The organism is Acinetobacter sp. YZS-X1-1, from assembly GCF_000804305.1.
Classification (GTDB): domain Bacteria; phylum Pseudomonadota; class Gammaproteobacteria; order Pseudomonadales; family Moraxellaceae; genus Acinetobacter; species Acinetobacter variabilis.
Genome location: NZ_JWHB01000003.1, coordinates 180,482 through 206,174 on the forward strand (window position 1 = coordinate 180,482; position 25,693 = coordinate 206,174).

The window sequence follows — 25,693 nt, forward strand, 5'->3', positions numbered from 1 at the left end:
CGCTTCCTTTAATTTTTTTGCCTATAGCTCATTCTTCCTTACATCCTGTTCGAATTTATGCAACAGGATGTCCTGATCTTTGAAATTTCGTAGAACATCACATTGGCCTATATTGAAATAAAGAATTACAGTGATAGCACCATGAACAGCACCACCATTCCAGTTTTCAATCCCGATTTACCGATTCACATGACATTTGAAGAACATGACTGGCATCTCCTAGCTCAATATTGGTATCCAGTGGCCTTAGCGCGTGATGTCTCTGAACAGCCGTTAGGGACAATGTTGCTAGATATGCCACTGGTCATTTACAAGATACAGGATGAACTGATCGTGGCCAAAGATGCCTGCCCGCATCGTGGTGTGCTTTTAAGTGTGGGAAAAAATGATGGCCAAGGCATCGTCTGTCCTTATCATGGTTTGCGTTTTGGTACACAAGGTAAATGCAACCGTATCCCTGCACATCCACAGCATAAAATTTCAGATCGGTTTCATTTACGGACCTATGCCGCGGTTGAACGTTATGGTCTGATCTGGTGTTCACTGACAGCTGACAAAAACGCTGAACCGAATATTCCAATGATGCCTTATTGGAACGATGCAGATTATCAGCAACTGGTTTGCCCACAAGTCGACATCAAATGTTTTGCTGGCAGACAGCTAGAAGGCTTTATTGATGTAGCCCATTTTGCCTGGGTACATCCGGATACCTTTGGTGATCCGAATGATGTTGAAGTCCCGAATTACACACCAATAGAAACTGAATATGGTTTCAGTGCCGACTATATCAGCAGTGTTGGCCGTTATCCGATTGGGTTAGATCAGCGTGGTCAGGAAGATTTTAAATGGCTACGACATTTTGAAATTAGTCTGCCCTTTACCGCGACCCTGACCATTCATTTCCCTAATGATGCCAAACAGGTGATTATGAATGCTGCCTCACCGATGACCGCCCGTCAGACCCGACTGTTTGCTCCTATCTGTCGTAATTATGATAAAGACTTACCCGTCGAAGAAGCCTATGATTTTAATCTGAAGATTTTTGAAGAAGATCGTCTGATTGTCGAAAATCAGAAGCCTGAGTTTTTACCGCTGGACTTATCTCTGGAAGCACATTTCCCGGCAGATCGCAGCTCCAGCATGTACCGCAAACTGTTAAGGAAAAAAGGCTTTAGTCCTTTATTTGCAGCTTAATTTTATTTAAAAATCATTATCTATGTGTCAGCCAAATTCCAATAAAAAAGGAGATCTTAACGATCTCCTTTTTCACACCATCACAGCTTATGCGATTGGCGGTGTATAAGTACCATTAGCGATTGAATCCTTGATACGATCCGCTTCTGCAAGCACCAGTGCCAACAGGTTCTTCACATTATCAAGCGTTGCAACCGGACTCAAAGTGGTCATTTTCAGAGATTGAACCTGACCGACTTTGGTGACGCCAATGTTCGCTTCACCACGCGCAAACAGTTCATCTGCGACGTTCTGGTTCAAGGCATCGACAAACTCAGCTGGATAGCCTGCTGGAACCACACGGAATAATACCGATGCAAATTGTGGCTCAACCAGAAGTTCCAGACCATCAGTTGCCTTGATGTAATCTGCCACTTCGCGAGTCAATTTTACGCCATGGTCGATCATCGAGCCATAAAGCTCTTCACCCAGCGCTTCTACGGTCATCCACAATTTCAACGCGTCAAAACGACGAGTCGTTTGTAGAGACTTCGATACCAGGTTAGGAACACCGTGCTCTTCATCATAAGCAGAGTTCAGGTATTCTGCTTCATAGTGCATGAAACGATAATTCTCTTCATCTTTCAGCAAGAATGCACCACATGAAATGGTCTGGAAGTAATGCTTATGGAAATCCAGTGTCACAGAATCAGACAGCTCGATACCATCCAGCATAGAACGATAGTCATTCGACAGGATCAGCGCACCACCCCATGCTGCGTCGATATGCATCCACGCGCCATATTTATTGGTGATTTCACGAATCTGTTTCAGTGGATCAATTGCGCCAGCATCAGTCGTACCCGCTGTTGCGACTACACATGCCACGATCTTGCCTTCAGACTGAAGATGCGCCATGGTTTTTTCCAGCGCATCAACGTCCATCTGAGCATTTTCATTCACACGAACAGTCACCACAGACTGGAAGCCCATGCCCATCATCGCCATGTTCTTTTGCACAGAGAAGTGTGCATTTTCAGAACAGATCACTTTGACGTTACGCATTGCATCTGCAGGGATGCCGTCACGCTGAACAGACCACGGATTACCGTTTTCGTCTTTCCAGTTTTTCGCGATACAGGCATCACGTGCCAGTAATACACCCATCAGGTTGGATTGGGTACCACCAGAAGTGAACACACCTGCCTGACCTGAGCCATAGCCAACTTTCTGACGTAGCCAGTCAATCAGCTGCACTTCCATCAAAGAACCTGCCGGGCTTTGATCCCAAGAGTCCATTGACTGGTTAGTGGCATTAATGAGCACTTCCGCGATCTGGCTGGTGACCATCGTCGGGCAATGCAAATGTGCTAGCGAATGCGGATGATGTACTTTCAAGCTCTTGTTGAGGAATAGCTCAACCATACGCTCTAAAGATTTCTGTACGCCCAAGCCTTCTTTAGAAGGATTGAACGCAATTGCGCTACGCAATTCCTTGATGCTACCGCCGGTATACATCTTGTCGTTTTGCAACCATGCTGCAACCGCTTTGGTCGCCTGATCCATCGCCGACTCATAGTCAGCGATAGATGCAGCATCATTGCAGAGTAACGCTTTACGGTGTTCTGCAAAATCTACCATGAATTACGCGCCTCGAACTGCGACTAGAGCTTCAGCAACCGCTTTCTTGAAGCGAACCAGAACTTCTTCACACTCAGCTTGAGTGATGATCAATGGGCAAAGTAAACGGATTACTGTACCATTACGCCCACCTTTTTCCAGCAACAGTTTGTTGTTGAAACAAGCGGTTTGGATCGCTGCAGCCAACTGACCATCAGCAGGGAAAGAACCCATATGATCCGCTGGTTTACGCTCGTCGACGATTTCAACACCGATCATCAGACCGCGGCCACGCACGTTACCGATACATGGGAATTCAGCAGCCAGTTTTTTCAGTTCAGCTTGCAGGAAATCACCACGTTCTTGTGCATTTTGCGCCAGGTTCTGTTCTTTAATGGTATTGATCGTTGCAAGACCTGTACCCATCGCCAATTGGTTACCACGGAAAGTACCGGTATGACCAGCAGGTTGCCAAGCATCAAACTTACGTTTAATACCAAGTACGGCAAGCGGCAAGCTACCACCTACGGCTTTAGACATCACTACGACATCAGGTTCAATCCCTGCGTGTTCGAATGCAAACATTTTGCCTGAACGCGCAAAACCAGCCTGAACTTCATCAAGAATCAACACGATGTTGTGTTTTTCAGTCACTTCGCGGATTTTTTGCAACCATTTTACTGGTGCAGTTACCACACCGCCTTCACCCTGAATCGCTTCAAGGATTACAGCTGCAGGTTTGGTCACACCGCTTTCGACATCTTCAATGAAATTTTCAAAGTAGTAAGTCAGGGCATCAACACCGGCTTCACCGCCAAGACCCAGTGGGCAACGGTATTCATGCGGATACGGCATGAACTGTACACCCGGCATCAAACCGTTCACTGCATTTTTCGCAGACAGGTTACCTGTCATTGCCAATGCACCGTGAGTCATACCATGATAACCGCCAGAGAAGCTGATCACTGAGCTACGACCAGTAAAGGTTTTCGCCAGTTTAATTGCGGCTTCAGTTGCATCTGCACCTGATGGACCACAGAACTGCAAGCAGTACTCTTCTTGGCCACCTGGAAGATAAGAAAGAAGTGCTTCGGTAAAAGCATCTTTTAAAGGAGTAGTAAGATCCAGGGTATGCAATGGTAAACCGCTTGCAATTGTATCCTGGATACTTTGAATGACTGCAGGATGATTATGGCCTAAAGCCAACGTCCCTGCCCCAGCTAAACAATCAAGGTACTCAGTACCTTCAACATCGGTAACCCAGCAACCTTGTGCTTTCGCTATCGCTAACGGTAATTTACGTGGATAACTACGCACATTCGATTCCATCTGACTTTGGCGAGTCAAGTAGTATTCGTTTGTGGAATTGGTGGCAGGGTTTACAGAAGTAACGCTCATATCGAATTACCATCTCTGATATGGGTGAAAGAAATAAGTCTGGTGACGTTTGGTCCTTTGACTCGGCGCTTTATAAGGGTTCTAGCTAGCAGTTTTGTATTCGAATAACTAGGAGGGGGATGATACCGAATTTTTCAGGAAAATAAATAACTTTCAGTCACATTTTGTCCTAATCTTTATCGAAAAAAAACATCATGCTAATCCATCCCCTAAATCATCATCTTACAGTGTGACAGCAGAAAGAAAAGCGTGTTCTTTTATGGTTTTTTGTAGCGCAGGCGGCATTCAGGTAATCAATCTCAAAATTATTCATTAAGTATTTAATTATTAATAATAAATATAAATTAAATAATGAGATAAAATTAAAGAAAATTTAACACTCTTACGACAAATATTTCGTAAAAAGATCACAATTGAGATTTAATATTTTAACAACGGCTTAGATGGCCAATTTTAAGAAAAACAGGACAATTTCATGCGTCTCTTAGCACTTACCAGTTTGATCCTTGCCAGCACCCTCTCCACAGGCACATTCGCAGCTCCTGCTGAATCTCTGAATTATAATGTTGTTAATCTTTCAGCAGAGGCCAGTCGTGAAATCTCAAATGATGAAATGCATGCTGTGCTTTATATTGAAAAATCCAACAAACAACCAGCTGAACTGGCCACTCAAATTAACCAGCTGATGAATCAGGCGATCGCCACAGCACGCAAATATCCAACTGTGAAAATCGAGACTGGGGCACAAAGTACTTACCCTATTTATGACAATGACAACCGTAAATTGAAAGAATGGCGTGGTCGTGCCCAAATTCGTCTGGAATCGAAAGATTTTAAAGCGACATCTCAACTGATTGCCGAATTACAACAGCACTTCCAGACCCAGTCGATTAACTTTAAAGTATCAGACGAAAAGCGTAAAAAAGTTGAAAGCGAACTGATAATTGAAGCCACCAAAAACTTCCAGCAACGCGCACAGGCACTCACCCAGACCTGGAACAAACCGAGTTATCAACTGGTGAACTTAAACCTGAATACTAACAATTATTCACCACAGCCAGTACCGCGTATGGCCATGATGAAATCTGCATCGGCTGATATGGCGGTTCCTGAGCAGGAATTTGCGGCGGGTGAATCGCAAATGACCGTCAGCGCGAATGGGGCGATTCAGTTTAAATAAGACTTCATTATATTCCTCAGACTTTTAAGAACCACTCTTTTGAGTGGTTTTTTTATCATGTGAATATTCTCTGAAAAATCAATGCTACAAATTCATACAAACTCAGATATGAATTGAGCTTTGATCGGTTTAGAGTAACGGACATTTGTGTCAACCCTCTCTCCTCATGTCACTCGATCAATTGAACCTGTATCTGTTTCATCTTCTCAATGTACATGACCAAGCCTCGATCTGGATGATTAACTATGCCAGTCTGATAGCGCATGATCTGGTGTATGTATTCCTGCTGATTTTTGCTATTGCCTGGCTGCGTGGTAGTCATGAAGTAAAAACCGGGATTATTAAAGCTGCAATCTTCACAGCAATTACCTTGTCGATTAGCGAGGTATTATCTACCGTTCTAAACACACCTCGCCCTTTTGTCATGGAAGTTGGCCGAACTTTGATTGAACATGCGCCTACAGGTTCATTCCCAAGCAACCACATGAGTATTTTCAGCGGGATTGCCTTTGCCTATTATTTCTCAGCACAACGTGATTTGGGACGAATCCTGCTCTGGACTGCTTGGCTGGTAGCCTGGTCACGAGTTTATGTGGGTGTACATTTTCCGATTGATATGGTGGGAGCATTCCTGATTGCTTTAGCAGTCAATCTTGCCGGCTTACCGCTCTGGTGGAAATATGAGAATAAAATCATGCGCTTTATTTTCAGTATTCATCAATTCCTGTTTAAGCCTTTTATTCGGATGGGCTGGGTTAAATAAACTTAATCCAAATGTCATAAAAAAATCCCGCTCGAAAGCGGGATTTTTTTATAGACCGAAGATTTAGTAAATCGCCATATGATTGCGATGAATCATCTCTAAAGAACGTGCTTCACCCAAGACCTGATGCACTTTATCTGATGCCAGACCTTTGACAATTTCCGCTGAACGCGAACTGAAGTTGACACGTCCTACAGCAATACGGTGACCTTGTCGATCGACACATTCCACTACATCACCACGGTCAAAATGTCCTTCTACCGCTTTGACACCGACAGGCAACAAGCTACGGTGATTTTCTTTGATGGCTTTAACCGCACCATCATCAATCACCAGACGACCTGCAGTTTGCAGATGCGCTGCTAACCATTGCTGATGTGCAGTCATACGATCATCATCAGTGATAAAAAGTGTACCCAACATTTCACCCGCCATCAGGCGCGATAAAACATTGTCACTATCACCACTGGCAATTAATGTCGGACAACCAGACTTGGCAGCCAGACGAGCAGCACGGACTTTGGTCAGCATACCGCCACGACCAAATTTTCCGCCGCCGCCTGCCATATCAAACAGGCTTTCATCCATGGCACGAACGGTATGGAACAGTTTGGCATTCGGATTAGAACGTGGATCCGAGTCGAACATGCCTTCCTGATCGGTCAGGATAATCAGCAGATCTGCATGAACTTGACCTGCGACCATCGCTGCGAGTGTATCGTTATCACCAAAGCGGATTTCATCAGTAGAAACCGTGTCATTTTCATTAATGACTGGAATCACATGCCAGTCAATCAAGTGTTGCAAAGCATCACAAGAGTTGAGATAGCGACGACGGTCTGCCAGATCATCATGAGTCAATAATACCTGAGCGGTTTGAATGCTGTGTTTTTCCAGTACACTTGACCAGGTCTGGATTAAACCCATTTGACCAATGGCAGCACAAGCCTGAAGACTGGGTAGATCGGTGGGTCGATTCTCAAGTTTCATTCGAACCATACCTTCAGCCACAGCTCCGGAAGAAACGAGAATAATCTCGTGTCCGGCATTGTGTAGATCCGCGATTTGTCCCGCCCAATGCGAGATCGCATCTAAATCTAAACCTTGCCCGTTTGCTGTGAGTAAAGATGATCCGATTTTAACAACGATTCGTTTACAACCCTTGAGCTGACGTTGCCCATCTACCACTTCTATCATCTTGTCCTCAGACTTATCTTTAAAAGATTAACGTACGTAATATACTTCTACGTCGCTGTCGTCATCATCTTCATCATCAAAGTCATCGCCACCCAGACGTTGAGCGCGACGCATTTCACGATAAGCTTCTTTCGCAGCAATCGTTTGTTCACGTGTTTCAGCTTCAAGCTGATCACGGAATTCTTTCATCTCTGCTGCGTATTCAGGATCTTCAACTTCGCGTTCGCGTTGCTGCTCGATTTGATCCATCAGGTAATACACCACATCCTTAGTGCCTTCAGCCGTTAAGCCTGAAGTTTTAAAGACAGGACCTTCCCACTGCAATTCTTCAAGAATGTGATTACACCATTCGTCACGAGTATCTACAGCAAGCTGATCGACCTTGTTTAGAACCAATACCACTGGTAATTTTGAAAGTGTTGGGGAGAATTTTTGCAACTCATTCAAAATCGCTTTGGCATTGTAAGCTGGATCTGAACCGTCAATCGGTTGAACATCTACAATGTGAAGCAGAATACGGGTACGTGCCAAATGTTTCAGGAAGCGAATCCCGAGACCTGCACCTTCTGCCGCACCTTCGATCAGACCTGGAATATCCGCCATCACGAATGAACGGTGACGATCCGCATCCACTACACCCAGGTTAGGCACCATGGTTGTGAATGGATAATCCGCCACTTTTGGTTTTGCAGCAGAAACTGCACGGATAAAGGTTGATTTACCTGCGTTTGGCATGCCGAGCAAGCCAACATCAGCCAGCACTTTCAGCTCAAGACGGATTTCACGGAATTCGCCTTTGGTACCATGCGTACATTTACGCGGAGAACGGTTGGTTGATGATTTGAAGTGGGTATTACCCAAACCACCTTGGCCGCCATGTGCCACTAATACTTTCTGGCCGTCTTCAACCAGATCTCCAATAATATCGCCAGATTCAGAATCGACGATAGTTGTTCCCACAGGAACTTTTAAAATAACTGATTCGCCACCACGACCAGCACAGTTTGCGCCAGCACCGTTTTTACCACGTTCAGCGCGAAATTTACGGGTATAACGATAATCTACAAGGGTACTCGTGTCGTCGTCAGCCTGAATATAAATGCTGCCGCCACGACCACCATCACCACCATCTGGACCACCAAATGGTACGAACTTTTCACGGCGAAAACTGGCTACGCCATTGCCACCGTCGCCAGCCTCTACGGTAATGACTGCTTCATCAACAAAGCGCATAATGCCAATCCTCTAAAAACTTTAAAAACCGCCTATTCTGCCATATTTTAAAGCATTTCTCGACTATATTTATTGGGCTTTCCATGAAGAAGACCCAATTTAAGATTATTTTATATTATTCAAGCAAAAAGCTGATACAGATTGACGATTTATCAAGAAATTATTGTGAGGAACTTATACAAAATAAAGATCAACAAAATATTTGTACTTAGCTTAGATTTGAGTTAGGTCTTTTCTTATAGTTGAAGTGATTTACTACTTTAAGCTTAATTTTCTTGATTGTGTTTTACTCTTTGATTGAGTTGATTTTGAAAAATAACTCATTTGTAATCCAAAAAAAAATTATCAACTGTCTTATTAAGTTTTATAAAAACAAGGTTGATGAGCTGATTTCTAAGCTCTTGGGTCGGTCTATTAGCTTCACCTACTGTCATATCAAGATCATTTTCATATTTTAAATAATTAGCTTTAAAGTAAGTATCATCGTTACCATATGTTCCAATATGATCACAGAGCCCTTTTATACCTTCATTCACCAACTCACATTCAGAATTAAAATTATTTACCAATGTCTTTAATTCTATATTTTCCTTTTGATACCGAACTATCATATCCAGATTTTTTTTGAGTGAAGACGTTCGATCTTTTAATTTTTCAATTTCAAAAAGATACTGGTTATTAAAAAGTTTTTCTCTATTTTCACTTAATTGCCATGATTTAAATTGATATTTCACGCTATTTGCTACATCTATCAAATGACTCTCTAATGCAAGCAAAGATGCATAATTATCTTTAGACATACTAGATAGAATTTCACTCCCTTTCTGCTCTCTCCAGCTTGTATAAGTCATTAATACGGCTATTGGAGCAAAGATTGCAGCTGACCAAAGTAAAAGATTAGTCGCTAAAGTGAGATCAACTTCTAAAAGTTGAAAGATCGCATAAATAGCGATGCATAAAGTTAGGATAATTGCGTACACTGCCAATAATCGAGCAACTAAATTTTCTGATTTATCCATTTATTGCTTCCCCAAAAGCAATTTAAGTTTTATTTAGCAACACGCTCTTTATTTTCCAAAATCTCTGGCAAACTCCGCTCTACCCAGCCAATCAAATAATTTATTTTTTCTGCCGCTTGCGAACCAGTAATGGTCAATTGATATTCCACTTTAGGGGGTACAATCGGATATACCGTTCTTAAAATAAAACCGTCCTGCTCCAGCATTTTTAAGGTTTGTGCAAGCATCTTTTCACTGATCCCTTCAATTCGCTGCTTCAGCTCACTAAAACGATGTACACCCTCACTTAAACAGCGCAATACCAGCACTGACCATTTATTGGTGAGATGTTCCAGTATTTCACGGGATGAACATTCATTAGATAGCACCTGTCCCAACAATGGACTGATTGCATACTTGGTCATTGAAAAGTTCCTTTCTTGATCACAGTTTTTAGTTATTACTTACTATTTTTATGTACTTACCATTTGTAAGTTAACAGATTCATATGGACGTATCAAGGTGAATTTTCCATCAATTAATGCAATGGTTTTATAAAGCTGATTTGCCACCTTTATCTTCCACAATAAAAAAGAGCCTCAAAAGAGGCTCTTTTTAGATGACTTCTACAAATTATGCATTTGTTTCAGCAGGAACTTTTGGATAGCTTACGCCGCCCATTTGTTCAGCAATGCGAAGTACCTGGCAGCTATAACCCACTTCATTATCATACCAAACGTAGCAAGTTAAACGGTTGCCTGAAGTGATTGTCGCTTGAGCGTCGAATACACCTGCAGTACGCGAACCGATAAAGTCAGAAGATACAACTTCAGTAGAGTTTGTATAACCGATTTGACCTTGAAGGTTAGAATTGATTGAGATTCGGCGAATGTATTCATTCACTTCATCACGATCAACTTCTTTATCTAAAGTCAGGTTCAGGATCGCAAGAGATACGTTTGGTGTAGGAACACGTACAGAGTTACCAGTCAACTTGCCTTTCAGTGCAGGAAGTGCTTTCGCAACTGCTTTAGCAGCACCAGTTTCAGTGATGACCATGTTCAATGTTGCAGCACGGCCACGACGATCAGCTTTGTGGTAGTTGTCGATCAGGTTCTGGTCGTTTGTGAACGAGTGAACTGTTTCAACGTGACCATTGATCACTGTGTATTTGTCGTTTAACACTTTCAATGTTGGAGTGATCGCATTGGTTGTACAGCTTGCAGCAGAGATGATTTGATCTTCATCAAGGATGTCAGCCTGGTTCACACCAAATACAACGTTCTTCATGTCACCTTTACCAGGTGCAGTCAGAATTACACGAGCAGCGCCTGGGCATTTAAGGTGTTGAGCAAGACCTTCAGCATCACGCCATTTACCAGTGTTATCGATCACTAATGCATTTTCGATACCGTATGCAGTGTAATCCACTTCAGATGGATTAGATGCATAGATCACTTTGATGAACTGACCGTTTGCAATAATTGCTTCGTTTTCTTCATCTACAGAAATCGTACCCGCGAATGGACCATGGATTGAGTCACGACGTAATAAAGACGCACGTTTTTCAAGGTCACCGTCAGATGATTTACGAACTACGATTGCTTTCAGGTTCAAGCCACGGCCTAGACCTGACTGGCTGATCATCAAACGGGCAAGGATACGACCGATACGACCGAAACCGTAAAGAACAACGTCTTTACCTTCAACAGAAGTTGCATTGCCTTCAAGTGATTTCACAGCATCAGCAACGAATGCGTTAACATCACCACCTTTCGCTTTGAATTCAACAGCAAGTTTGCCTAGATCAATTTCAGCAGTACCGATGTTTTCCACTTTTGCCAATGCTTCAAGGATTGGGAAAGTGTCTACAACAGAAAGCTCAACGTCTAATACGCGAGTACGACGATGCGCTTTAAGGATCTGAATTACAGAACGGTTAATTAAAGAGCGACCGTAAACTGTAGCTACGATATTTTTTTCACGATATAACTGACCTACTAGGGCAATCATACGTTCCGCAAGTTCTTCACGGTTTTTCCAACGACCTTGGTGCTCTGCATGGAGGGCAACGATAGTGTCTTTGCTCACAGATACGTCCTCTAATTAATTGTAAATCTAAGCATAAATTTCAAAACCCGATAATTGTAATGGAATTGGCCGCAAGTTTGAATCAAAAGCTGATTAACTCTGGCCGAAAATCCGATATATTCACTATAAATTTTGAAAATAATTGTAATTAGTCAGATGATTTTGCATTTAAAATTTGAAAAATCATCTACTAACTATAAAAACCAGATTTTTGTTAAATGTTGTTTATTCAGTCAAATTTATCATTCAAGAATCTAAACGTTTCTGATAACGCTCTAAATTTTGTGCTAGTGCTAAGCGTCTTTTTCGTTGTTCAATAATGTGTAGTATACCTTCAATCACCAACAATACGACGGCCAGCCAGATCGGAAGATAAGTCAGCCATTCGCCAGCTTCAACCCGCTCCCCTAATGCCATAGACGCAAAAGCCAAAAGTACTGGTTCTAAATAACTTAATAATCCGAAGATGACAAAAGGCAAATAGCGACTCGCCAGAATATAGCTTCCCAACCCCAGTGCGCTTAAAAAGCCTAGACCCAATACCGCAAAAATCAGATGCTGTGCATTAAGAATCAATTGCATGGAATCGCTATGAATAAAGCCCAGATAAATCGCGACAGGCAGAATGATGAAAAGGTCCCACCAGAAACCGCCCAAATGATCCGTCTGGAATTTACGGCGCATAAAGAAATACAGCGGATATGCCAGTGCTACATACACCGTTTCCCACGCGATCGAACCGATCCTCCAGATTTCATGTCCTACACCTAATATGGCCAGTGCGACTGCTGCCATTTGCCAGCGTGACAACTTCTCTTTATAGAGCACACATCCGACCAAGACCATGACTAAAGGCAACAGGAAATATCCCAGGGATACCTGTAAACCACGGCCATTAATTGGTCCCCATAAAAAGAGCCACAACTGTGTCGTACATAACAGGGAACTGATGATCAACCAGATCAGAAAAGCAGGCTGTTTGAGAATGCGTTTAAAAATATGAGTGATATGACTCAAATCGCCTGACCACCACATGAACGCAGTCAAAAATGGAATGGTCGCCAGCATCCGCCAGGCAAAGGTCTGTTCACTGTCTAAAGGCTGCAACAATGGCGTGAATATATAAAGAACACCAAATACCACTGATGCCAATACCGATAATGCAATACCTTTATACATGCTTCAAACCCAAGATCATTCCAGCACATTATAACGATTAGTCTAAAATAAAGCTTGAAGATTCATCTGATCAAAGGTAATAGCAAGGCAAAATATATAATTTAAAAAAGAGATGGATTAAAAAAAACCATGCCGAAGCAGGGTTTTTTATACATAACCCGATTGGCCTTTTATTTTCTTGCCTGTTGGGTCTGTTTGGTATGTATCACATCACTCAAATCATAACCCACAGATTGCGCATATTGCAGGTATTCATTCACCACGTTCTGATCAAGTTGAGGATCACGTGACAATACCCACATATATTTACGTTTAGGCTCGCCTACCAGTACGGTTTGATAATTATCATCCAGTTTCAATACCCAATAATCGCCACGGCCCACTGGCAACCAGCGAATAAACTCTGGTAAGAAACTTACTTTGAGCTTGGTGTTATAAGGTGCATTCTGAATGTATGCCTCACCCACTGATTGGGTCACCTGACCATTTTTCTGGATACAGCGGTTATCTACATTAACGTTACCATTTTCATTTAATGTATACGTCGCCGTAACATCACGATCACACTTGTTCTGGAATGTAAGTGGTTTACGAGCCACTTCATACCAAATGCCCAAATAACGGTCCAGTTCAACTTTCTCTACAGTGGGTAAAGAATCGTTCTTGGCATAAGCCATGGTTGCAGCCCCGAGTCCAAGTAGAACTGCACCACCCACTGCAATTTTTGCAAGCTTCAATCCCGCATGAGGCAGATTATTTTTAGTTGTCATACGATACCTATTTGTTGATCAGGACAAAATTTTCAACATGAATATTTCGTACTTACAATAGCGGCATCCGTAGACATACTTTGTAGCATTATGTTAGGTTTGTGATTGATTTTACGTAATTTAAATCTGTAATTTACACACAGACCTAACTTAACATCTGCGCTTTTAAACGTAAAATTTCATCCCGTATACGTGCAGCCTGCTCAAATTGTAGCTCTTTTGAAGCCTTGAGCATTTCTTTTTCCAGTTTATTGATATGCTTCGCGAACATCTTTGGATCGGCCATGATATGGCGTTCATCTGCACTGATCGCACGGGCCTGATCCGAAGCTTTCAGCTCAATAGTTTCATCATCTAGCACTTCACCCGTATCAATTTCCTTAATCACCTGACGTACTGCACTACGTGGTGTAATACCATGCTCTTCATTGAACTGAATCTGTTTGGCACGACGGCGTTCAGTCTCATCAATGGCTTTTTGCATTGAATCAGTGATGCGATCTGCATATAAAATCGCTTTACCTTTCAAGTTACGCGCTGCACGACCAATGGTCTGGATCAATGAACGCTCTGAACGCAGAAAACCTTCTTTATCCGCATCCAGGATTGCAACCAGTGAAACTTCTGGCATATCCAGACCTTCACGCAGCAGGTTAATGCCGACCAGAACATCGTGCACACCGGTACGTAGCTCATGAATAATCTTCACACGCTCAACGGTATCAATATCGGAATGCAAATAGGCCACCTTGATTCCATATTCTTTTAAATAGGATGTCAGGTCTTCTGCCATGCGCTTGGTCAATGTCGTCACCAGCACACGTTCATTCATTTCCTTACGGATATTGATTTCAGACAGTACATCATCGACCTGAGTCAGGACTGGACGGATTTCAATTTCCGGATCAATCAGACCGGTTGGACGAACCACCTGCTCGACCACCTGTTCAGATTTTTCCAGTTCATATCTTGCAGGTGTGGCACTGACGTACACGGTCGTCGGTACAATACGTTCCCATTCCTCAAATTTCATCGGACGGTTATCCAGCGCACTTGGCAAGCGGAAACCATAATTCACCAGATTTTCTTTACGGGAACGGTCACCTTTGTACATGGCTCCAATTTGTGGAACAGTCACATGCGATTCATCAATAATCAGCAAGGCATCATCAGGTACATAATCAAAAAGTGTCGGCGGTGCTTCGCCTGCCGGACGACCCGATAAATGACGTGAATAGTTTTCGATACCGTTGGTATAACCGAGCTGCTGCATCATTTCCAGATCATAACGGGTACGCTGTTCGATCCGTTGGGCTTCCAGCAACTTGTCATTTTCACGGAAAAAGACCAGACGTTCTTTTAACTCATCTCGAATCGTTTCAATCGCGCGAGCCAGATTGTCTTTCGGTGTTACATAGTGACTTTTAGGATAGATCGTGACACGCGGCACTTTACGGATCATTTTCCCGGTTAAAGGATCAAACCAGCGAATGGAGTCGACTTCATCATCAAACAGTTCAATCCGGATGGCATCCTGATCCGATTCGGCTGGGAAAATATCAATGATCTCACCACGGATACGATAGGTACCACGCAGGAATTCCAGTTCATTACGTGAATACTGCATTTCGACCAGACGACGGATAATATCATCACGACCAATGCGATCCCCTTCCACCACATGCAGCAGCATGCTCATATAAGCATTCGGATCACCCAGACCATAAATTGCAGACACCGAAGCAACAATAATCGCGTCACGTCGTTCTAAAAGTGCACGGGTGGCCGAAAGACGCATCTGGTCAATGTGGTCATTAATCGCCGCATCTTTCTCGATAAAGGTATCTGAAGATGGCACATAGGCTTCTGGCTGATAGTAGTCATAATAACTGACGAAATATTCAACCGCATTATTCGGGAAAAATGCTTTAAATTCGCCATAAAGTTGTGCAGCCAGCGTTTTGTTATGGGCCATGACAATAGTCGGACGCTGGGTACGGGCGATGACATTGGCCATAGTATAGGTTTTACCTGAACCGGTAACCCCCAGCAAAAGCTGATCGTGATAGCCTTTTTCTATACCCTTGACCAGCTTTTCAATGGCCTGTGGCTGATCGCCAGCAGGTTGATAATTAGTCACCAGTTCAAAGGGTTGTTTATCACTCATAGCTTTAATAATTTCACTGCGGATATCGACTCAATTTATTATGGGGGTAAAATTGAATTACTCAATCCCTATCCAGGTTTCTGTTTAGTAAAATAAATCGAGTGAAATATTATGCTTTCGTAGCCTAAAACCATTTTAGTTCTAATCTTTTCTATCAAAATTGAATCAGTATAAGTTTTGATTCGGTTCCTTACCTTATTCTGGCTTATTCAATATTTAGCCAAAATTTCTGTATAAAGTTCTGCTTTATCTGATGATGTAATAAAAATTAATTTCACCTTGACCCTTATAGCGTTCAAAGGCAACATGAAGCTAATCAGGACATCGAATAAAAAAGCCATGACTTACCATTATCACGATGAAAGTATTGTTAAATCTCTGCCAGAAAATACGGTATTTGTTTTCGGAAGCAACTTGGCTGGACAACATGCCGGAGGTGCAGCTCTAACAGCTTATGAGCATTTTGGGGCGGTTATGGGGGTTGGTCGTGGCTGGGCAGGTCAAAGTTATGCCATTCCGACTATGAATGAGCATTTGCAACAGATGCCTCTCTCACAGATCCAGCACTATATTGATGACTTCAAGATTTACACCAAGAACCATCCTAAAATTAAATATTTTATTACTTCGGTTGGTTGTGGCATTGCAGGCTATAAAGTTGAAGAAATTGCTCCTATGTTCAAAGGCATTTCCCACAATGTCATTTTTCCACAATCTTTCCGGCCTTTTGTAGAAAAAGCGCTTCCAAAAATTACGTCGCAATTCCTGCATACCATCTTCCGGGATTCAGTGATTTTTACTCCGGCGACAGATGAGCTGATTGATGTTCTGGCACTGACCGATAATGAAAAGAGTCTGGCCAAGATTCTGCTCAATACTCAGATTTATCCGGTCGATAGCAATGGTCGTGATCGTGTATTCGAGATTGAAGATATTCTGCATAACCTGAATGGCAAGATTTTTGACTTTCAGAATAATTCTGAAGGTTCCATGCTGTTTGGTGCCGTAATTCTGGCGCTACTGGAACTTTATAATATCAATGAAAAAGACTTTATTGATGTCTGGAAAGGCGATCGTGAGATTGCCCCGCCAAAACCTGAAAATAAGGCGCGTAAAACAGTTCGCTAAGAAAATCTCAAATTTTACTCATAAAAAAGCCATGAACTTCATGGCTTTTTTATTTATTAACGTTTGCCCATTGAACGGCGTGTACCACGAGGTGGCATCCAGGTCCGATCAGCATAACGTTGCGGTTTAGGTCGCAGATGTTCCAGAACTTCATCTGAAGCAGATTGTTCTGCCTGTTTTAATGGAAACGGTAAATTAACCAGTGGCTTTTTCTTGGGAGAATTTTGGGAGCTCATGCGCAATACTCAATAATTTATGCGGCTATTGTACAAAAAAACTCTATCTGCAGTGTACCATCGGTTAGCTAAATTTATTAAAGCTTTTTCTAGTAAGTTTTAAGCGGAAAATTTGCTGATTTCTTGTATATATCACGTCCGGAACAGAAAGCTTAAATCATTATTTAAAACTTAGATTAATGATAAAAATGTTACCCACTTATTATTCTATTACTTCAATAAAATTGAAAATTTTATAAAAATTAACATCCTATTTATCTTCACTATTCATGATAATTTTTACATAAATATATATTTTATTAATACAATTTATACAAATTTTGGCATTTTTTACTTTCTGTTAACTTTTTACTACTCGTTCTGTAACTGTGTAAATTGGTGAGATTTAACTAAATTGTCCAATAGAAAAAAAAATAACTAGCACGGACAAGGAGTCCTCTGAACAATGAAGACAATCATGGTATGCATGGCAGGTCTAGCCACACTACCCCTGCTTGCACATGCAGAATCCCCATATTTCAGCCTACAGGATGGCGATGGCTTTAAGCGATTTTCCGTTTCAGTTGGTGCACTGCATGTCATGCCACAAGGAAAAGCTCAGCCTTTTCAAGTTAATACTGCTGTAAAAAATGGTGAAGTTGCCAGAAATGGTACTATTCAAGTCGATACTGTATTGAATAACTTGAATTCTAATGTTGACCAAGAGGGTCTTGCAGCAGCATTAGAATTTCTGGGTTTTTTTACCGGTGGTGAATTAGGTAGTGGACTCAGCGGTAGTTCACGAATTCAAGGGTTGGAGGAGTGGAATAATCCGGGCACCGGTCTGGAAGCAGATGATGTCACTACCCTTGGGATTTTAAGTAATTACTTTTTTACCGATCACGTATCACTTGAAATGAAAGCCGGCATTCCACCCAAAGTGGACTTACAAGGCAAAGGAAAAATTTATGCTCCTTTCGCTGCGATCGCTACACCTCAAATCGGTAGTTTGCCTTTAGAATTTCTAAATATCGATCTGCAAAATGATATTTTTATTACTGATTTAGAAGCTCATGGTCCTGCAGCGTCAGCACGTGCTTGGACGCCTGCCTTTGAATTACAATATCATTTTGGAAAAACCGGAGTTAATAAGTTTCGCCCTTATGTCGGCTTAGGGATAATGTACGCTTACTTTAATGAATTGGAGATTAACCCGCGTACTGAACAGGATTTGATTGCAGCCGGTCATATGATTGCCAATATCAAAGAAGGCAATGCCGGAGCTTCACTGGAAGGTAAACCGAGCAATGCCAATCCTACAGTAGATCTTGAAGCAACCGATGCATTCGCTCCGATAGCCACCGTCGGTTTCACCTATGATTTTAATCATACTTGGTTCGCGGTAGGTTCTGTATCTTATGCTCATCTGAAAAATGAAACCACTATTACTGTTTCTGATGATAGTTTGGGTGAATTAATTACCTCCAAAGCCGATATTGAAGTCAATCCAATTCTGGCCTATGCAGGATTCGGGATGCGTTTCTAATCAATTACAATTTCTATTCAAACCTCAAAATTCCAGAGCAACGGCTACGGCCGTTGTTTTATTTTCTGACGTTCTATACAGCTATAAAAAAAATTTATCGTTTGATTAATTTTTATTTTATCGCCTCTCTAGGTTGAATCGAATACTATACCTATCAACTTTATATGCATGAATGACTTATGGCTGACAGTCAATTTTCCAGAACCCTGATTTTTATGCTGATTGGCGCTGCCATTATTCTGGCCTTATCTTTGGGGATTCGTCATGCATTTGGCCTGTATCTGGTGCCAATGAGTGAAGAATTTGGCTGGGGTCATAATGTCTTTAGTTTAGCCATTGCCATGCAGAACCTGATCTGGGGTGCTGTTCAGCCCATTACTGGTGCCTTCGCTGACAAATATGGCAGCAAGATTGTCGTTGCCGTTGGCGGTGCCTTATATGCGCTTGGTCTGTTATTGATGGCTGTCAGTTCAACCGGATTACTATTGAATCTCAGCGTCGGACTGATTTTAGGTCTGGCTTTGTCTGCGACTTCTTTCCCGGTTTTATTGTCTGCGGTTGGACGAGCTGCACCACCTGAAAAACGCAGTCTGGCAATGGGGATTGCCAGTGCAGCAGGCTCCTTCGGCCAGTTTATTATGCTGCCTTCAACGCTGTTACTTTTACAGAATGTCGGCTGGTCAGCAGCACTTGTTGTCAGCGCAATTTTAATCGCTTTGATTGTACCTTTGGCCTGGATGCTAAAAGCCCCGATGTATGTCGATCCGAATGCGACTCCTACACCGAATAAAGTTTCACTAAGCTTTAAAGAGATTTTAGTGGTAGTCAAAAACCATAAGCCATTCTGGTTTCTGGCGATGGGCTTTTTTGTCTGTGGCTTTCAGGTGGTCTTTATCGGGATTCACCTGCCGGGTTATCTGATTGATCATGGGTTCAATGCTACAACTGGCACGATTTTCCTGGCGCTGGTGGGCCTGTTTAATGTTGTCGGTACCTATACGGCTGGCTGGCTCGGTGGAAAGTATTCCAAACCACGTCTGCTAATGGGCTTATACGGTCTGCGCGGGATTGCGATTATCGCCTTTCTGATGCTGCCTTTAAGCACCTGGACGGTCTATGCGTTTGGTGTCATCATGGGATTATTATGGCTTTCTACCGTACCGCTCACCAATGGTATTGTTGCCAATATGTTTGGCGTGAAATATCTGACCATGCTCAGCGGGATTGTATTCTTTACCCATCAGGTCGGTTCATTCTTTGGCGGCTGGCTCGGCGGTGTAAACCATGACATGAGTGGTAACTATAATGCAGTATGGATGCTGTCGATTGCCTTAAGTATTTTTGGCGTACTGGTGCACTTATGGGTAAATGAGGAGCAAATTGTACATGACTGATTCCACTTTTCTGCTCAAGCTTTCCATTGCGGTAGCGATGGTACTTCTCCTCGCTATTTCTCTATTGCTCTGGAGCCAGACTCCAGAACTGTTTGAGTACTTTAACCAGGCTTTTTGCGCACACTGATTGTCAAATATTTGACATTTTTCAGCAGCTTTAGGACTTTGTTTTGCCATATTAATTAAAAGATTTCAATTCAATCATTTAGATATTTTTATCCGAATTTTCATAAGTTTAGCAATTCTTGTGATTTTATTTTTGCTCTGGATTTTTTTAGATTTTCTACAACAAGAAAATTCAGAGACTTTCCAATGACAAGCTTGACCCAACTTTCACAAGCCATTCACGATGCACCACGCTGGCATCAGCAAGATCAGTTCCAGAATACTGATGAAATTAAAATTGTTCCGCAGGCAGATCAAGCGCTAGGCGCAGTGGTTTATGGCCTCGATGCCCGCAAAGCCCAATCTGGTGAAATCATCCTGCGTCTGAAGCAAGCTCTGGCCGAACACTTGATCCTGATCTTTAGAAACCAAAGTCTGGATGATCTACAGTATCTTGCCTTTGCCACCTATTTCGGTTCAATCTTCCGTCCAGATGCTGACACGCCAGTGCTAGCTTCTAAAACCGATACGGGCCCCCCACCTGATGTCGTACCAGTTTCCAATGCAGTCGGTCAAGGGGATTACACCGGCCATGGTGAACTTGCACCGCATGCCGATCACCAGTGGACACCCCTACCAGTTACAGCTCATTACCTATAATCCATTTGTGCGCTTCCAAAGCAATAAAGGTGGTAATGCTTATGCGGGTAATATGCCAAGGTATCGCTTTAAAGATGAGTCAATTTTAGGTCACGCCTACCCGCACCCACTGGTACGTACCCATCCTGAATCTGGCGTAGAGCGCTTTGGTTAAATACCCATACCGAAGTTGAGCTGGTGAATTATGACGATCAGGCAGGCAGTGAACTGATTGCAAAATTACGTGAACATGTCTTAAAACCTGAATTCGCTTATGAGCACAATTGGGAAGCAGGCGATATCGTGTTCTGGGATAATCAGGTTACTCTACATTCACGCCGTCCTTTCCCCGCTGATCAACGCCGTTTATTAAAACGGATCAGCTTGGCAGGTAGTCGTCCATTTTAATCTCCATAAAAATATAATAAAGAGAAAGGTTATTTAAGCCTTCGACAATAACGACTCATCATGTAGATTTTCCGCCATTGAGGAATGACCACCTCAATGGTTTTATTTTTAAATCTTCAATCATCCTATTTTGGCAATATCAGGAGAGATGCTTTGAATTAAATTTTTTAGAAATACAGCTTTTAACAAAATCGGTAATTAGATTACTTTTTCTCACTCAAACTGCCTAGTGTATTTTTCCTTTTCTGCTTAGCGTATTAAAAAACAAGCGATTGCTATAGCTGCAAAAAGGAGAAGAAAATGAACGAGATTCAATTTTCAGATTGTGTCCGCGCATGTATGACTTGCTCGCTGGCCTGTACCAACTGTGCCAGTGCCTGCCTGAAAGAAGAAGATTTAGAAATGATGCGGGAATGTATTCAGCGCTGTCTGGACTGTGCTGATCTGTGTCAGCTCTGCGCCCGCATGCAACAAAAGCAATCTCCATTTATGAAAGAGATTTGCGAGCTATGTGCTAAAGCTTGCGATTATTGTGTAGAAGAATGTGGCCATCATGAGGATGATCATTGCCAGCAATGTGCAGAAGCTTGCCGTCGCTGTGCTGAAGAATGCCGCAAAATGGCAGCTTAATTTCCAGCATTACTGGCTAGATTGAACTTTTTCAATTTAGAAAATAAAAAACCCGCAAATCGAACTTGCGGGTTTTTCTTATTATTTAAGATTTTAGGTATCTGTAATTTTGGAAAATTCTGCTTTAAACTCAGTTTTTTTAGCTCTTATATCATCAATTTTATAAGCAAACTTTTTAACCCATAAAGATGTAAGTAAAGGCACGATAATTGCTGAAATAACTACGCAGGCTGCAATTAAAGTAGTTGCTGCTGGTGCCACAACCTCAAATTGTGGGGCTACCTGAGCAATAAGCATTGGTGTAGCGGCTGCAGAACCTGCTGTACTAGATGCTGCTATTCCTGCTGTACCATTACCTTTGGCCAAAAATATATCTGCTGGTATTAAAAAGAGAGCCGAAATCAAGACAACAGTAACACCTAGAATAATTCCAGGTAATCCAGTTTCTAGAATTAGTCCAAAATTAATACTATTACCCAGAGCAAAACCAAAAAATGGAATCATTACTTTCGCTGCAGGAGCAAAAAAGTCTCTCATTTTTTCATCTAGATTGCCTAATAAGAAACCACACAAAAATGGTAGAACCACTCCTACTAGAGCGGCAGGATGAAAAGAAGCAACACCAGCTGAACCTAAAATAAGCATAGTAAATAAAGGGCCAGACTCAATTCCAATGAGTGCGCCTGCTGCTGCCTCTTCTTTAGTTCCATATTCTGACGTTAATGAAGAGTAAAGACCAGCATTGGTCATATCAAATGCAACCACTATAGCTAAAATAGAAAAACCCGCAAATAGCGGAGTATTCAACATTTCATCTGGCTGCATGAGAGAACCTAAAACTAGAGCTAACATCCAGGCAATAAATAATTTTGCACCGATAACGGCTCCTGCTTTTCTGACGACAGTGGCAGTAGCACGAACATTAATAGAAGCCCCTAAGCAGAAAGTCCAGACTCCTAAAATTGGTACAGCCCCTGTAATAATTCCCTTAGTAAATGAACCAAAATATTCAGCAGTATCTGGTGCAAATGTATGAATTGTTGCACCAATTAAAAGTGGAATTAGCATCATTCCACCAGGTACTTTATCTATAAATTTTTTAATTTCCATTTTAAAAACTCCCTCGAATTCCATCCTGAAGAGTTATGGTTTTGATAAAGCAATACTGATCTTAATTATTTTGAAACTATTTTTTAAAATAGAAAGATATTTATTGCGGCTGTGGAGATCAAAACCATTACTCTTATTGAGCAATTTCCTTTTTACATTTGTGCACCGATCATCCAAGGTACAAATTCTTCTCCACCAATTCCTAACGCTTCACTTTTACTTTTCTCACCCGAGGCTACACGAATAAACATTTCAAAAATTTCTTGACCTTTTTCTGCCACATTTGATGTTCCGTCCATAATATTTCCACAATTAATATCCATATCATCTAGCATCCGATCATACATAGCAGTATTCGTTGCAATTTTGATTGAGGGTGAAGGTTTAGCACCAAAACAAGAACCACGTCCTGTCGTGAAGGCAACTAAATTTGCCCCACCGGCAATTTGGCCAGTAGCTCCCATAGGGTCATAACCTGGTGCATCCATGAATACCAAGCCCTGTGTGTCAATAGTTTCCGCATAACGATACACACCTTTTAATGGTGTTGAACCACTTTTTGCTACCGCACCCAGTGACTTCTCTAGAATAGTAGTAAGACCGCCCGCCTTATTTCCAGGAGTAGGATTATTATCAATACTACCTTTTTCACGATCAGCATAAGCTTCCCAAGAATGAATCAACTCTACTAATTTATGACCTACTTCATTATTCACCGCCCGACGTGTTAATAGATGTTCTGCACCGTAAATTTCTGGAGTTTCCGATAAGATTGCTGTACCGCCATGTGCAACCAAATGATCAACAGCTACACCTAGGGCAGGATTAGCAGTAATTCCAGAGTATCCATCGGAGCCACCGCACTGCAGAGCGACACATAAATGAGATAATGGTAGCGGCTCTCGGCTCACTTGATTTGCTTCAGGTAAAATTTCTTGCACTAACGCAATCGCCTTATCAATAGTTTTTTGTGTCCCCCCTTCTTCCTGCATAACCAGTGATTTTATTTTACTAGCATATGCTGGATTTTTTGATTGAAGAAGTGGTTTCAACTGATTGGCTTCACACCCTAATCCTATGATTACTACCGCTGCAAAGTTAGGATGCTCCATATAACCTGCAATAGTACGACGTAATTGCTTGAGCCCTTCACCATGATGATCAATACAACAACCAAAACTATGTGATAATGCTACTACGCCATCTACGTTAGGATAATTGTCTATGATTTCTGGGTGGTCAAAATACTGAGCAACTTTTTTTACCACTGTTGCTGAACAGTTGACTGTACTGATTACTCCCACATAATTCCGAGTAGCTACACGTCCATCTGCACGTTTAATTCCTAAAAAATTTCGAGGCTGCAGCGCAGTTGCTATTGGAATTACATTTTCTCCAAACGCGTAGTCACGATCAAAATCAGCTATGGCCAAATTTTGTATATGAACATGCTGACCCGCTAGAATATTCTGGGTAGCAAAACCAATAATCTGACCATAACGTAATACAGCTTCACCTTTGAAAATATCTTTTAGTGCGACTTTATGGGCAGCAGGGATATCTTCTAAAGTAGCAATCTCTTCTGTAATCGGTGTGCGTGATATCAAAGGGCTTTTGGCAATTGCAATATTATCATTCGGATGCAATTGAAGAATATAAGATGTGTTCACTGTTTGCTTCCTTTCTAGTAGCTGGCTGAGTCCATAATGTCTTTATATTTTGCTAGTGCTATCAGATATTAAAATGTCTGATTGAATTCATCATAGTCTTTTTATTTTTGACAATCTGTGATATTTAAAAGACACATTGTTGAATAGGATTGGACAATTTATGCCAGGAAGGATTCCTCCTCTTCATCTTATTTATGCTTTTGAAGCTGTAGTTAGGCATTCATCATTTTCCAAAGCAGCTGATGAACTTAATGTTACCCGTAGTACAATTTCACATCGGATTCAGACCTTAGAAAAATTACTTAATACTGTTTTATTTGAGCGAACTACACGCAAGTTAAATTTAAGTGCTACAGGTGCATCCTATTATCAGTCAGTAAAAAAAGCCCTACATTCACTAGATAGTCTTAATAAAATTAACTCGAATAACCCTCATCAAAAAACAGTTACGCTATCGTCTCCTCCTACTTTCGCAAATATTTATTTACTTCCTCGTTTAAAAGACTTTTTAGAACAGTATCCAGATATTGAGATTGCTATAGAAATTGCAAAATCACAGCTTGATTATGAAATTAGCAAAGTTGATTTTGATATTAGATATGGAACTGGAATCTACCCTGGTATGCAAAGTTATCAGATTAGCCGAGATACTATTTTCCCAGTTGCATCGCCTTATTATGTAAAAATAAAGAATATTCGTTCACCTAGGGATCTTAAAAACTGTGACCTTTTAAGGAGCTATTTAGAGCCTTGGTCACCTTGGTTTACGCAAGCACATTTAGAATGGAAAGAACCTATACAAGGACATCGCTTTGAAGATTTATCTTTACTTTATCATGCAGCACAAAATAACTGGGGTATAGCGTTAGCTAGAGAATCACTAGTAAATAAACTCATTAATCAAGGATCACTCGTACAACTATTTGATATTACAGCGCAGCCTCAATTTCAATATTATGCAATTGTAGACCCGAGGAAAAACATATCTGATGAAGCCCAACTGTTTATTCAGTGGTTATGCCAAAATTATGATAAATAAAAAACCCGCAAATTGAGCTTGCGGGTTTTTGATCTAACCT

At 41.7% G+C, this 25,693-nt stretch carries 22 protein-coding genes and 1 pseudogene; 10 read left to right on the plus strand and 13 right to left on the minus strand.

The genetic code is table 11. From position 1 onward, the window contains the following. Positions 1-141: 141 nt before the first annotated feature. Positions 142-1,194, plus strand: a complete 1,053-nt coding sequence (locus RJ01_RS03355; RefSeq protein WP_034170040.1) for an aromatic ring-hydroxylating dioxygenase subunit alpha — start codon at positions 142-144, stop codon at positions 1,192-1,194. An 87-nt stretch (positions 1,195-1,281) separates the two neighbouring features. Here the strand turns inward: RJ01_RS03355 and RJ01_RS03360 are convergent, their stop codons facing one another. Together RJ01_RS03360 and RJ01_RS03365 are read right to left on the minus strand one after the other, a co-directional pair. Further along, positions 1,282-2,814: an aspartate aminotransferase family protein gene (locus RJ01_RS03360; RefSeq protein WP_034170041.1), complete on the minus strand. Its 1,533-nt coding sequence runs from the start codon at positions 2,812-2,814 to the stop codon at positions 1,282-1,284. Between the two features lie 3 nt (positions 2,815-2,817). Then, on the minus strand, positions 2,818-4,191 hold the full coding sequence (locus RJ01_RS03365; protein WP_005234927.1) for a diaminobutyrate--2-oxoglutarate transaminase: 1,374 nt from the start codon (positions 4,189-4,191) through the stop codon (positions 2,818-2,820). A 475-nt stretch (positions 4,192-4,666) separates the two neighbouring features. Here RJ01_RS03365 and RJ01_RS03370 point away from each other — a divergent pair, with 475 nt between their 5' ends. Together RJ01_RS03370 and RJ01_RS03375 are read left to right on the plus strand one after the other, a co-directional pair. Next, a complete protein-coding gene (locus RJ01_RS03370; protein ID WP_034170042.1) occupies positions 4,667-5,371 on the plus strand; it encodes an SIMPL domain-containing protein in 705 nt (234 codons plus the stop codon). Between the two features lie 166 nt (positions 5,372-5,537). Further along, positions 5,538-6,134, plus strand: a complete 597-nt coding sequence (locus tag RJ01_RS03375) for a phosphatase PAP2 family protein (protein ID WP_034170043.1) — start codon at positions 5,538-5,540, stop codon at positions 6,132-6,134. 63 nt (positions 6,135-6,197) lie between these two features. Here RJ01_RS03375 and proB read toward each other — a convergent pair whose 3' ends face one another. From proB to uvrB, 8 genes are all read right to left on the minus strand, one after another. After that, positions 6,198-7,331, minus strand: coding sequence for a glutamate 5-kinase (proB, locus tag RJ01_RS03380; protein ID WP_034170044.1), 1,134 nt, complete (start codon positions 7,329-7,331; stop codon positions 6,198-6,200). A 27-nt stretch (positions 7,332-7,358) separates the two neighbouring features. Beyond that, positions 7,359-8,564 (minus strand): Obg family GTPase CgtA, encoded by a 1,206-nt coding sequence (gene cgtA / locus RJ01_RS03385; RefSeq protein ID WP_004782712.1) that lies wholly within the window; start codon positions 8,562-8,564, stop codon positions 7,359-7,361. A gap of 320 nt (positions 8,565-8,884) precedes the next feature. Beyond that, positions 8,885-9,583 carry a hypothetical protein gene (locus RJ01_RS16500; RefSeq protein WP_227504398.1) on the minus strand — a complete coding sequence of 233 codons (699 nt, stop codon included), beginning with the start codon at positions 9,581-9,583 and terminating at the stop codon, positions 8,885-8,887. A 29-nt stretch (positions 9,584-9,612) separates the two neighbouring features. Further along, positions 9,613-9,987: a helix-turn-helix domain-containing protein gene (locus RJ01_RS03395; protein ID WP_005234916.1), complete on the minus strand. Its 375-nt coding sequence runs from the start codon at positions 9,985-9,987 to the stop codon at positions 9,613-9,615. Positions 9,988-10,195: 208 nt separating this feature from the next. After that, entirely contained in the window at positions 10,196-11,653 is a 1,458-nt protein-coding gene (locus RJ01_RS03400) for a glyceraldehyde-3-phosphate dehydrogenase (protein WP_034170045.1), read from the minus strand. A 246-nt stretch (positions 11,654-11,899) separates the two neighbouring features. Next, a complete protein-coding gene (rarD, locus tag RJ01_RS03405; RefSeq protein ID WP_005234915.1) occupies positions 11,900-12,832 on the minus strand; it encodes an EamA family transporter RarD in 933 nt (310 codons plus the stop codon). Between the two features lie 170 nt (positions 12,833-13,002). Then, positions 13,003-13,602 (minus strand): lipocalin family protein, encoded by a 600-nt coding sequence (locus tag RJ01_RS03410; protein WP_034170046.1) that lies wholly within the window; start codon positions 13,600-13,602, stop codon positions 13,003-13,005. Between the two features lie 145 nt (positions 13,603-13,747). Continuing rightward, complete coding sequence (gene uvrB, locus RJ01_RS03415) at positions 13,748-15,769, minus strand: excinuclease ABC subunit UvrB (protein ID WP_034170047.1); 2,022 nt, start codon at positions 15,767-15,769, stop codon at positions 13,748-13,750. Between the two features lie 339 nt (positions 15,770-16,108). Between uvrB and RJ01_RS03420 the strand changes: the two genes are divergently transcribed. Then, complete coding sequence (locus tag RJ01_RS03420; protein ID WP_034170048.1) at positions 16,109-16,897, plus strand: hypothetical protein; 789 nt, start codon at positions 16,109-16,111, stop codon at positions 16,895-16,897. A 56-nt stretch (positions 16,898-16,953) separates the two neighbouring features. Here the strand turns inward: RJ01_RS03420 and RJ01_RS03425 are convergent, their stop codons facing one another. Beyond that, entirely contained in the window at positions 16,954-17,133 is a 180-nt protein-coding gene (locus RJ01_RS03425; RefSeq protein ID WP_005234902.1) for a hypothetical protein, read from the minus strand. 445 nt (positions 17,134-17,578) lie between these two features. Here RJ01_RS03425 and RJ01_RS03430 point away from each other — a divergent pair, with 445 nt between their 5' ends. The 5 genes and pseudogenes from RJ01_RS03430 to RJ01_RS03450 all read left to right on the plus strand — a co-directional run bounded on the left by RJ01_RS03430 (position 17,579) and on the right by RJ01_RS03450 (position 21,834). Next, positions 17,579-18,658: an OmpW family protein gene (locus tag RJ01_RS03430; protein WP_005234901.1), complete on the plus strand. Its 1,080-nt coding sequence runs from the start codon at positions 17,579-17,581 to the stop codon at positions 18,656-18,658. Between the two features lie 179 nt (positions 18,659-18,837). Next, positions 18,838-20,052, plus strand: a complete 1,215-nt coding sequence (locus RJ01_RS03435) for an MFS transporter (RefSeq protein WP_034170049.1) — start codon at positions 18,838-18,840, stop codon at positions 20,050-20,052. Then, positions 20,045-20,179, plus strand: coding sequence for a hypothetical protein (locus RJ01_RS16690; protein WP_034170050.1), 135 nt, complete (start codon positions 20,045-20,047; stop codon positions 20,177-20,179). The genes RJ01_RS03435 and RJ01_RS16690 overlap by 8 nt, the downstream gene beginning before the upstream one ends. Positions 20,180-20,364: 185 nt before the next feature. After that, a pseudogene (locus RJ01_RS03445) lies at positions 20,365-21,204 on the plus strand (TauD/TfdA dioxygenase family protein). Positions 21,205-21,504: 300 nt separating this feature from the next. Beyond that, positions 21,505-21,834, plus strand: a complete 330-nt coding sequence (locus tag RJ01_RS03450) for a four-helix bundle copper-binding protein (protein ID WP_005234894.1) — start codon at positions 21,505-21,507, stop codon at positions 21,832-21,834. 93 nt (positions 21,835-21,927) lie between these two features. Here the strand turns inward: RJ01_RS03450 and RJ01_RS03455 are convergent, their stop codons facing one another. Then, on the minus strand, positions 21,928-22,944 hold the full coding sequence (locus RJ01_RS03455) for a 2-keto-3-deoxygluconate permease (protein WP_034170051.1): 1,017 nt from the start codon (positions 22,942-22,944) through the stop codon (positions 21,928-21,930). A gap of 152 nt (positions 22,945-23,096) precedes the next feature. Further along, positions 23,097-24,614 (minus strand): UxaA family hydrolase, encoded by a 1,518-nt coding sequence (locus RJ01_RS03460; protein ID WP_005234887.1) that lies wholly within the window; start codon positions 24,612-24,614, stop codon positions 23,097-23,099. A gap of 160 nt (positions 24,615-24,774) precedes the next feature. Here RJ01_RS03460 and RJ01_RS03465 point away from each other — a divergent pair, with 160 nt between their 5' ends. Continuing rightward, positions 24,775-25,653, plus strand: coding sequence for a LysR substrate-binding domain-containing protein (locus RJ01_RS03465; RefSeq protein ID WP_034170052.1), 879 nt, complete (start codon positions 24,775-24,777; stop codon positions 25,651-25,653). Positions 25,654-25,693: the final 40 nt, after the last annotated feature.

Excerpts from the sequence above, each read along its gene's own strand:
- RJ01_RS03355 (WP_034170040.1), top strand. The coding sequence starts at position 142 with ATGAACAGCACCACCATTCCAGTTTTCAATCCCGATTTACCGATTCAC.
- RJ01_RS03360 (WP_034170041.1), bottom strand. The coding sequence starts at position 2,814 with ATGGTAGATTTTGCAGAACACCGTAAAGCGTTACTCTGCAATGATGCT.
- RJ01_RS03365 (WP_005234927.1), bottom strand. The coding sequence starts at position 4,191 with ATGAGCGTTACTTCTGTAAACCCTGCCACCAATTCCACAAACGAATAC.
- RJ01_RS03370 (WP_034170042.1), top strand. The coding sequence starts at position 4,667 with ATGCGTCTCTTAGCACTTACCAGTTTGATCCTTGCCAGCACCCTCTCC.
- RJ01_RS03375 (WP_034170043.1), top strand. The coding sequence starts at position 5,538 with ATGTCACTCGATCAATTGAACCTGTATCTGTTTCATCTTCTCAATGTA.
- proB (WP_034170044.1), bottom strand. The coding sequence starts at position 7,331 with ATGATAGAAGTGGTAGATGGGCAACGTCAGCTCAAGGGTTGTAAACGA.
- cgtA (WP_004782712.1), bottom strand. The coding sequence starts at position 8,564 with ATGCGCTTTGTTGATGAAGCAGTCATTACCGTAGAGGCTGGCGACGGT.
- RJ01_RS16500 (WP_227504398.1), bottom strand. The coding sequence starts at position 9,583 with ATGGATAAATCAGAAAATTTAGTTGCTCGATTATTGGCAGTGTACGCA.
- RJ01_RS03395 (WP_005234916.1), bottom strand. The coding sequence starts at position 9,987 with ATGACCAAGTATGCAATCAGTCCATTGTTGGGACAGGTGCTATCTAAT.
- rarD (WP_005234915.1), bottom strand. The coding sequence starts at position 12,832 with ATGTATAAAGGTATTGCATTATCGGTATTGGCATCAGTGGTATTTGGT.
- RJ01_RS03410 (WP_034170046.1), bottom strand. The coding sequence starts at position 13,602 with ATGACAACTAAAAATAATCTGCCTCATGCGGGATTGAAGCTTGCAAAA.
- uvrB (WP_034170047.1), bottom strand. The coding sequence starts at position 15,769 with ATGAGTGATAAACAACCCTTTGAACTGGTGACTAATTATCAACCTGCT.
- RJ01_RS03420 (WP_034170048.1), top strand. The coding sequence starts at position 16,109 with ATGACTTACCATTATCACGATGAAAGTATTGTTAAATCTCTGCCAGAA.
- RJ01_RS03425 (WP_005234902.1), bottom strand. The coding sequence starts at position 17,133 with ATGAGCTCCCAAAATTCTCCCAAGAAAAAGCCACTGGTTAATTTACCG.
- RJ01_RS03430 (WP_005234901.1), top strand. The coding sequence starts at position 17,579 with ATGAAGACAATCATGGTATGCATGGCAGGTCTAGCCACACTACCCCTG.
- RJ01_RS03435 (WP_034170049.1), top strand. The coding sequence starts at position 18,838 with ATGGCTGACAGTCAATTTTCCAGAACCCTGATTTTTATGCTGATTGGC.
- RJ01_RS16690 (WP_034170050.1), top strand. The coding sequence starts at position 20,045 with ATGACTGATTCCACTTTTCTGCTCAAGCTTTCCATTGCGGTAGCGATG.
- RJ01_RS03450 (WP_005234894.1), top strand. The coding sequence starts at position 21,505 with ATGAACGAGATTCAATTTTCAGATTGTGTCCGCGCATGTATGACTTGC.
- RJ01_RS03455 (WP_034170051.1), bottom strand. The coding sequence starts at position 22,944 with ATGGAAATTAAAAAATTTATAGATAAAGTACCTGGTGGAATGATGCTA.
- RJ01_RS03465 (WP_034170052.1), top strand. The coding sequence starts at position 24,775 with ATGCCAGGAAGGATTCCTCCTCTTCATCTTATTTATGCTTTTGAAGCT.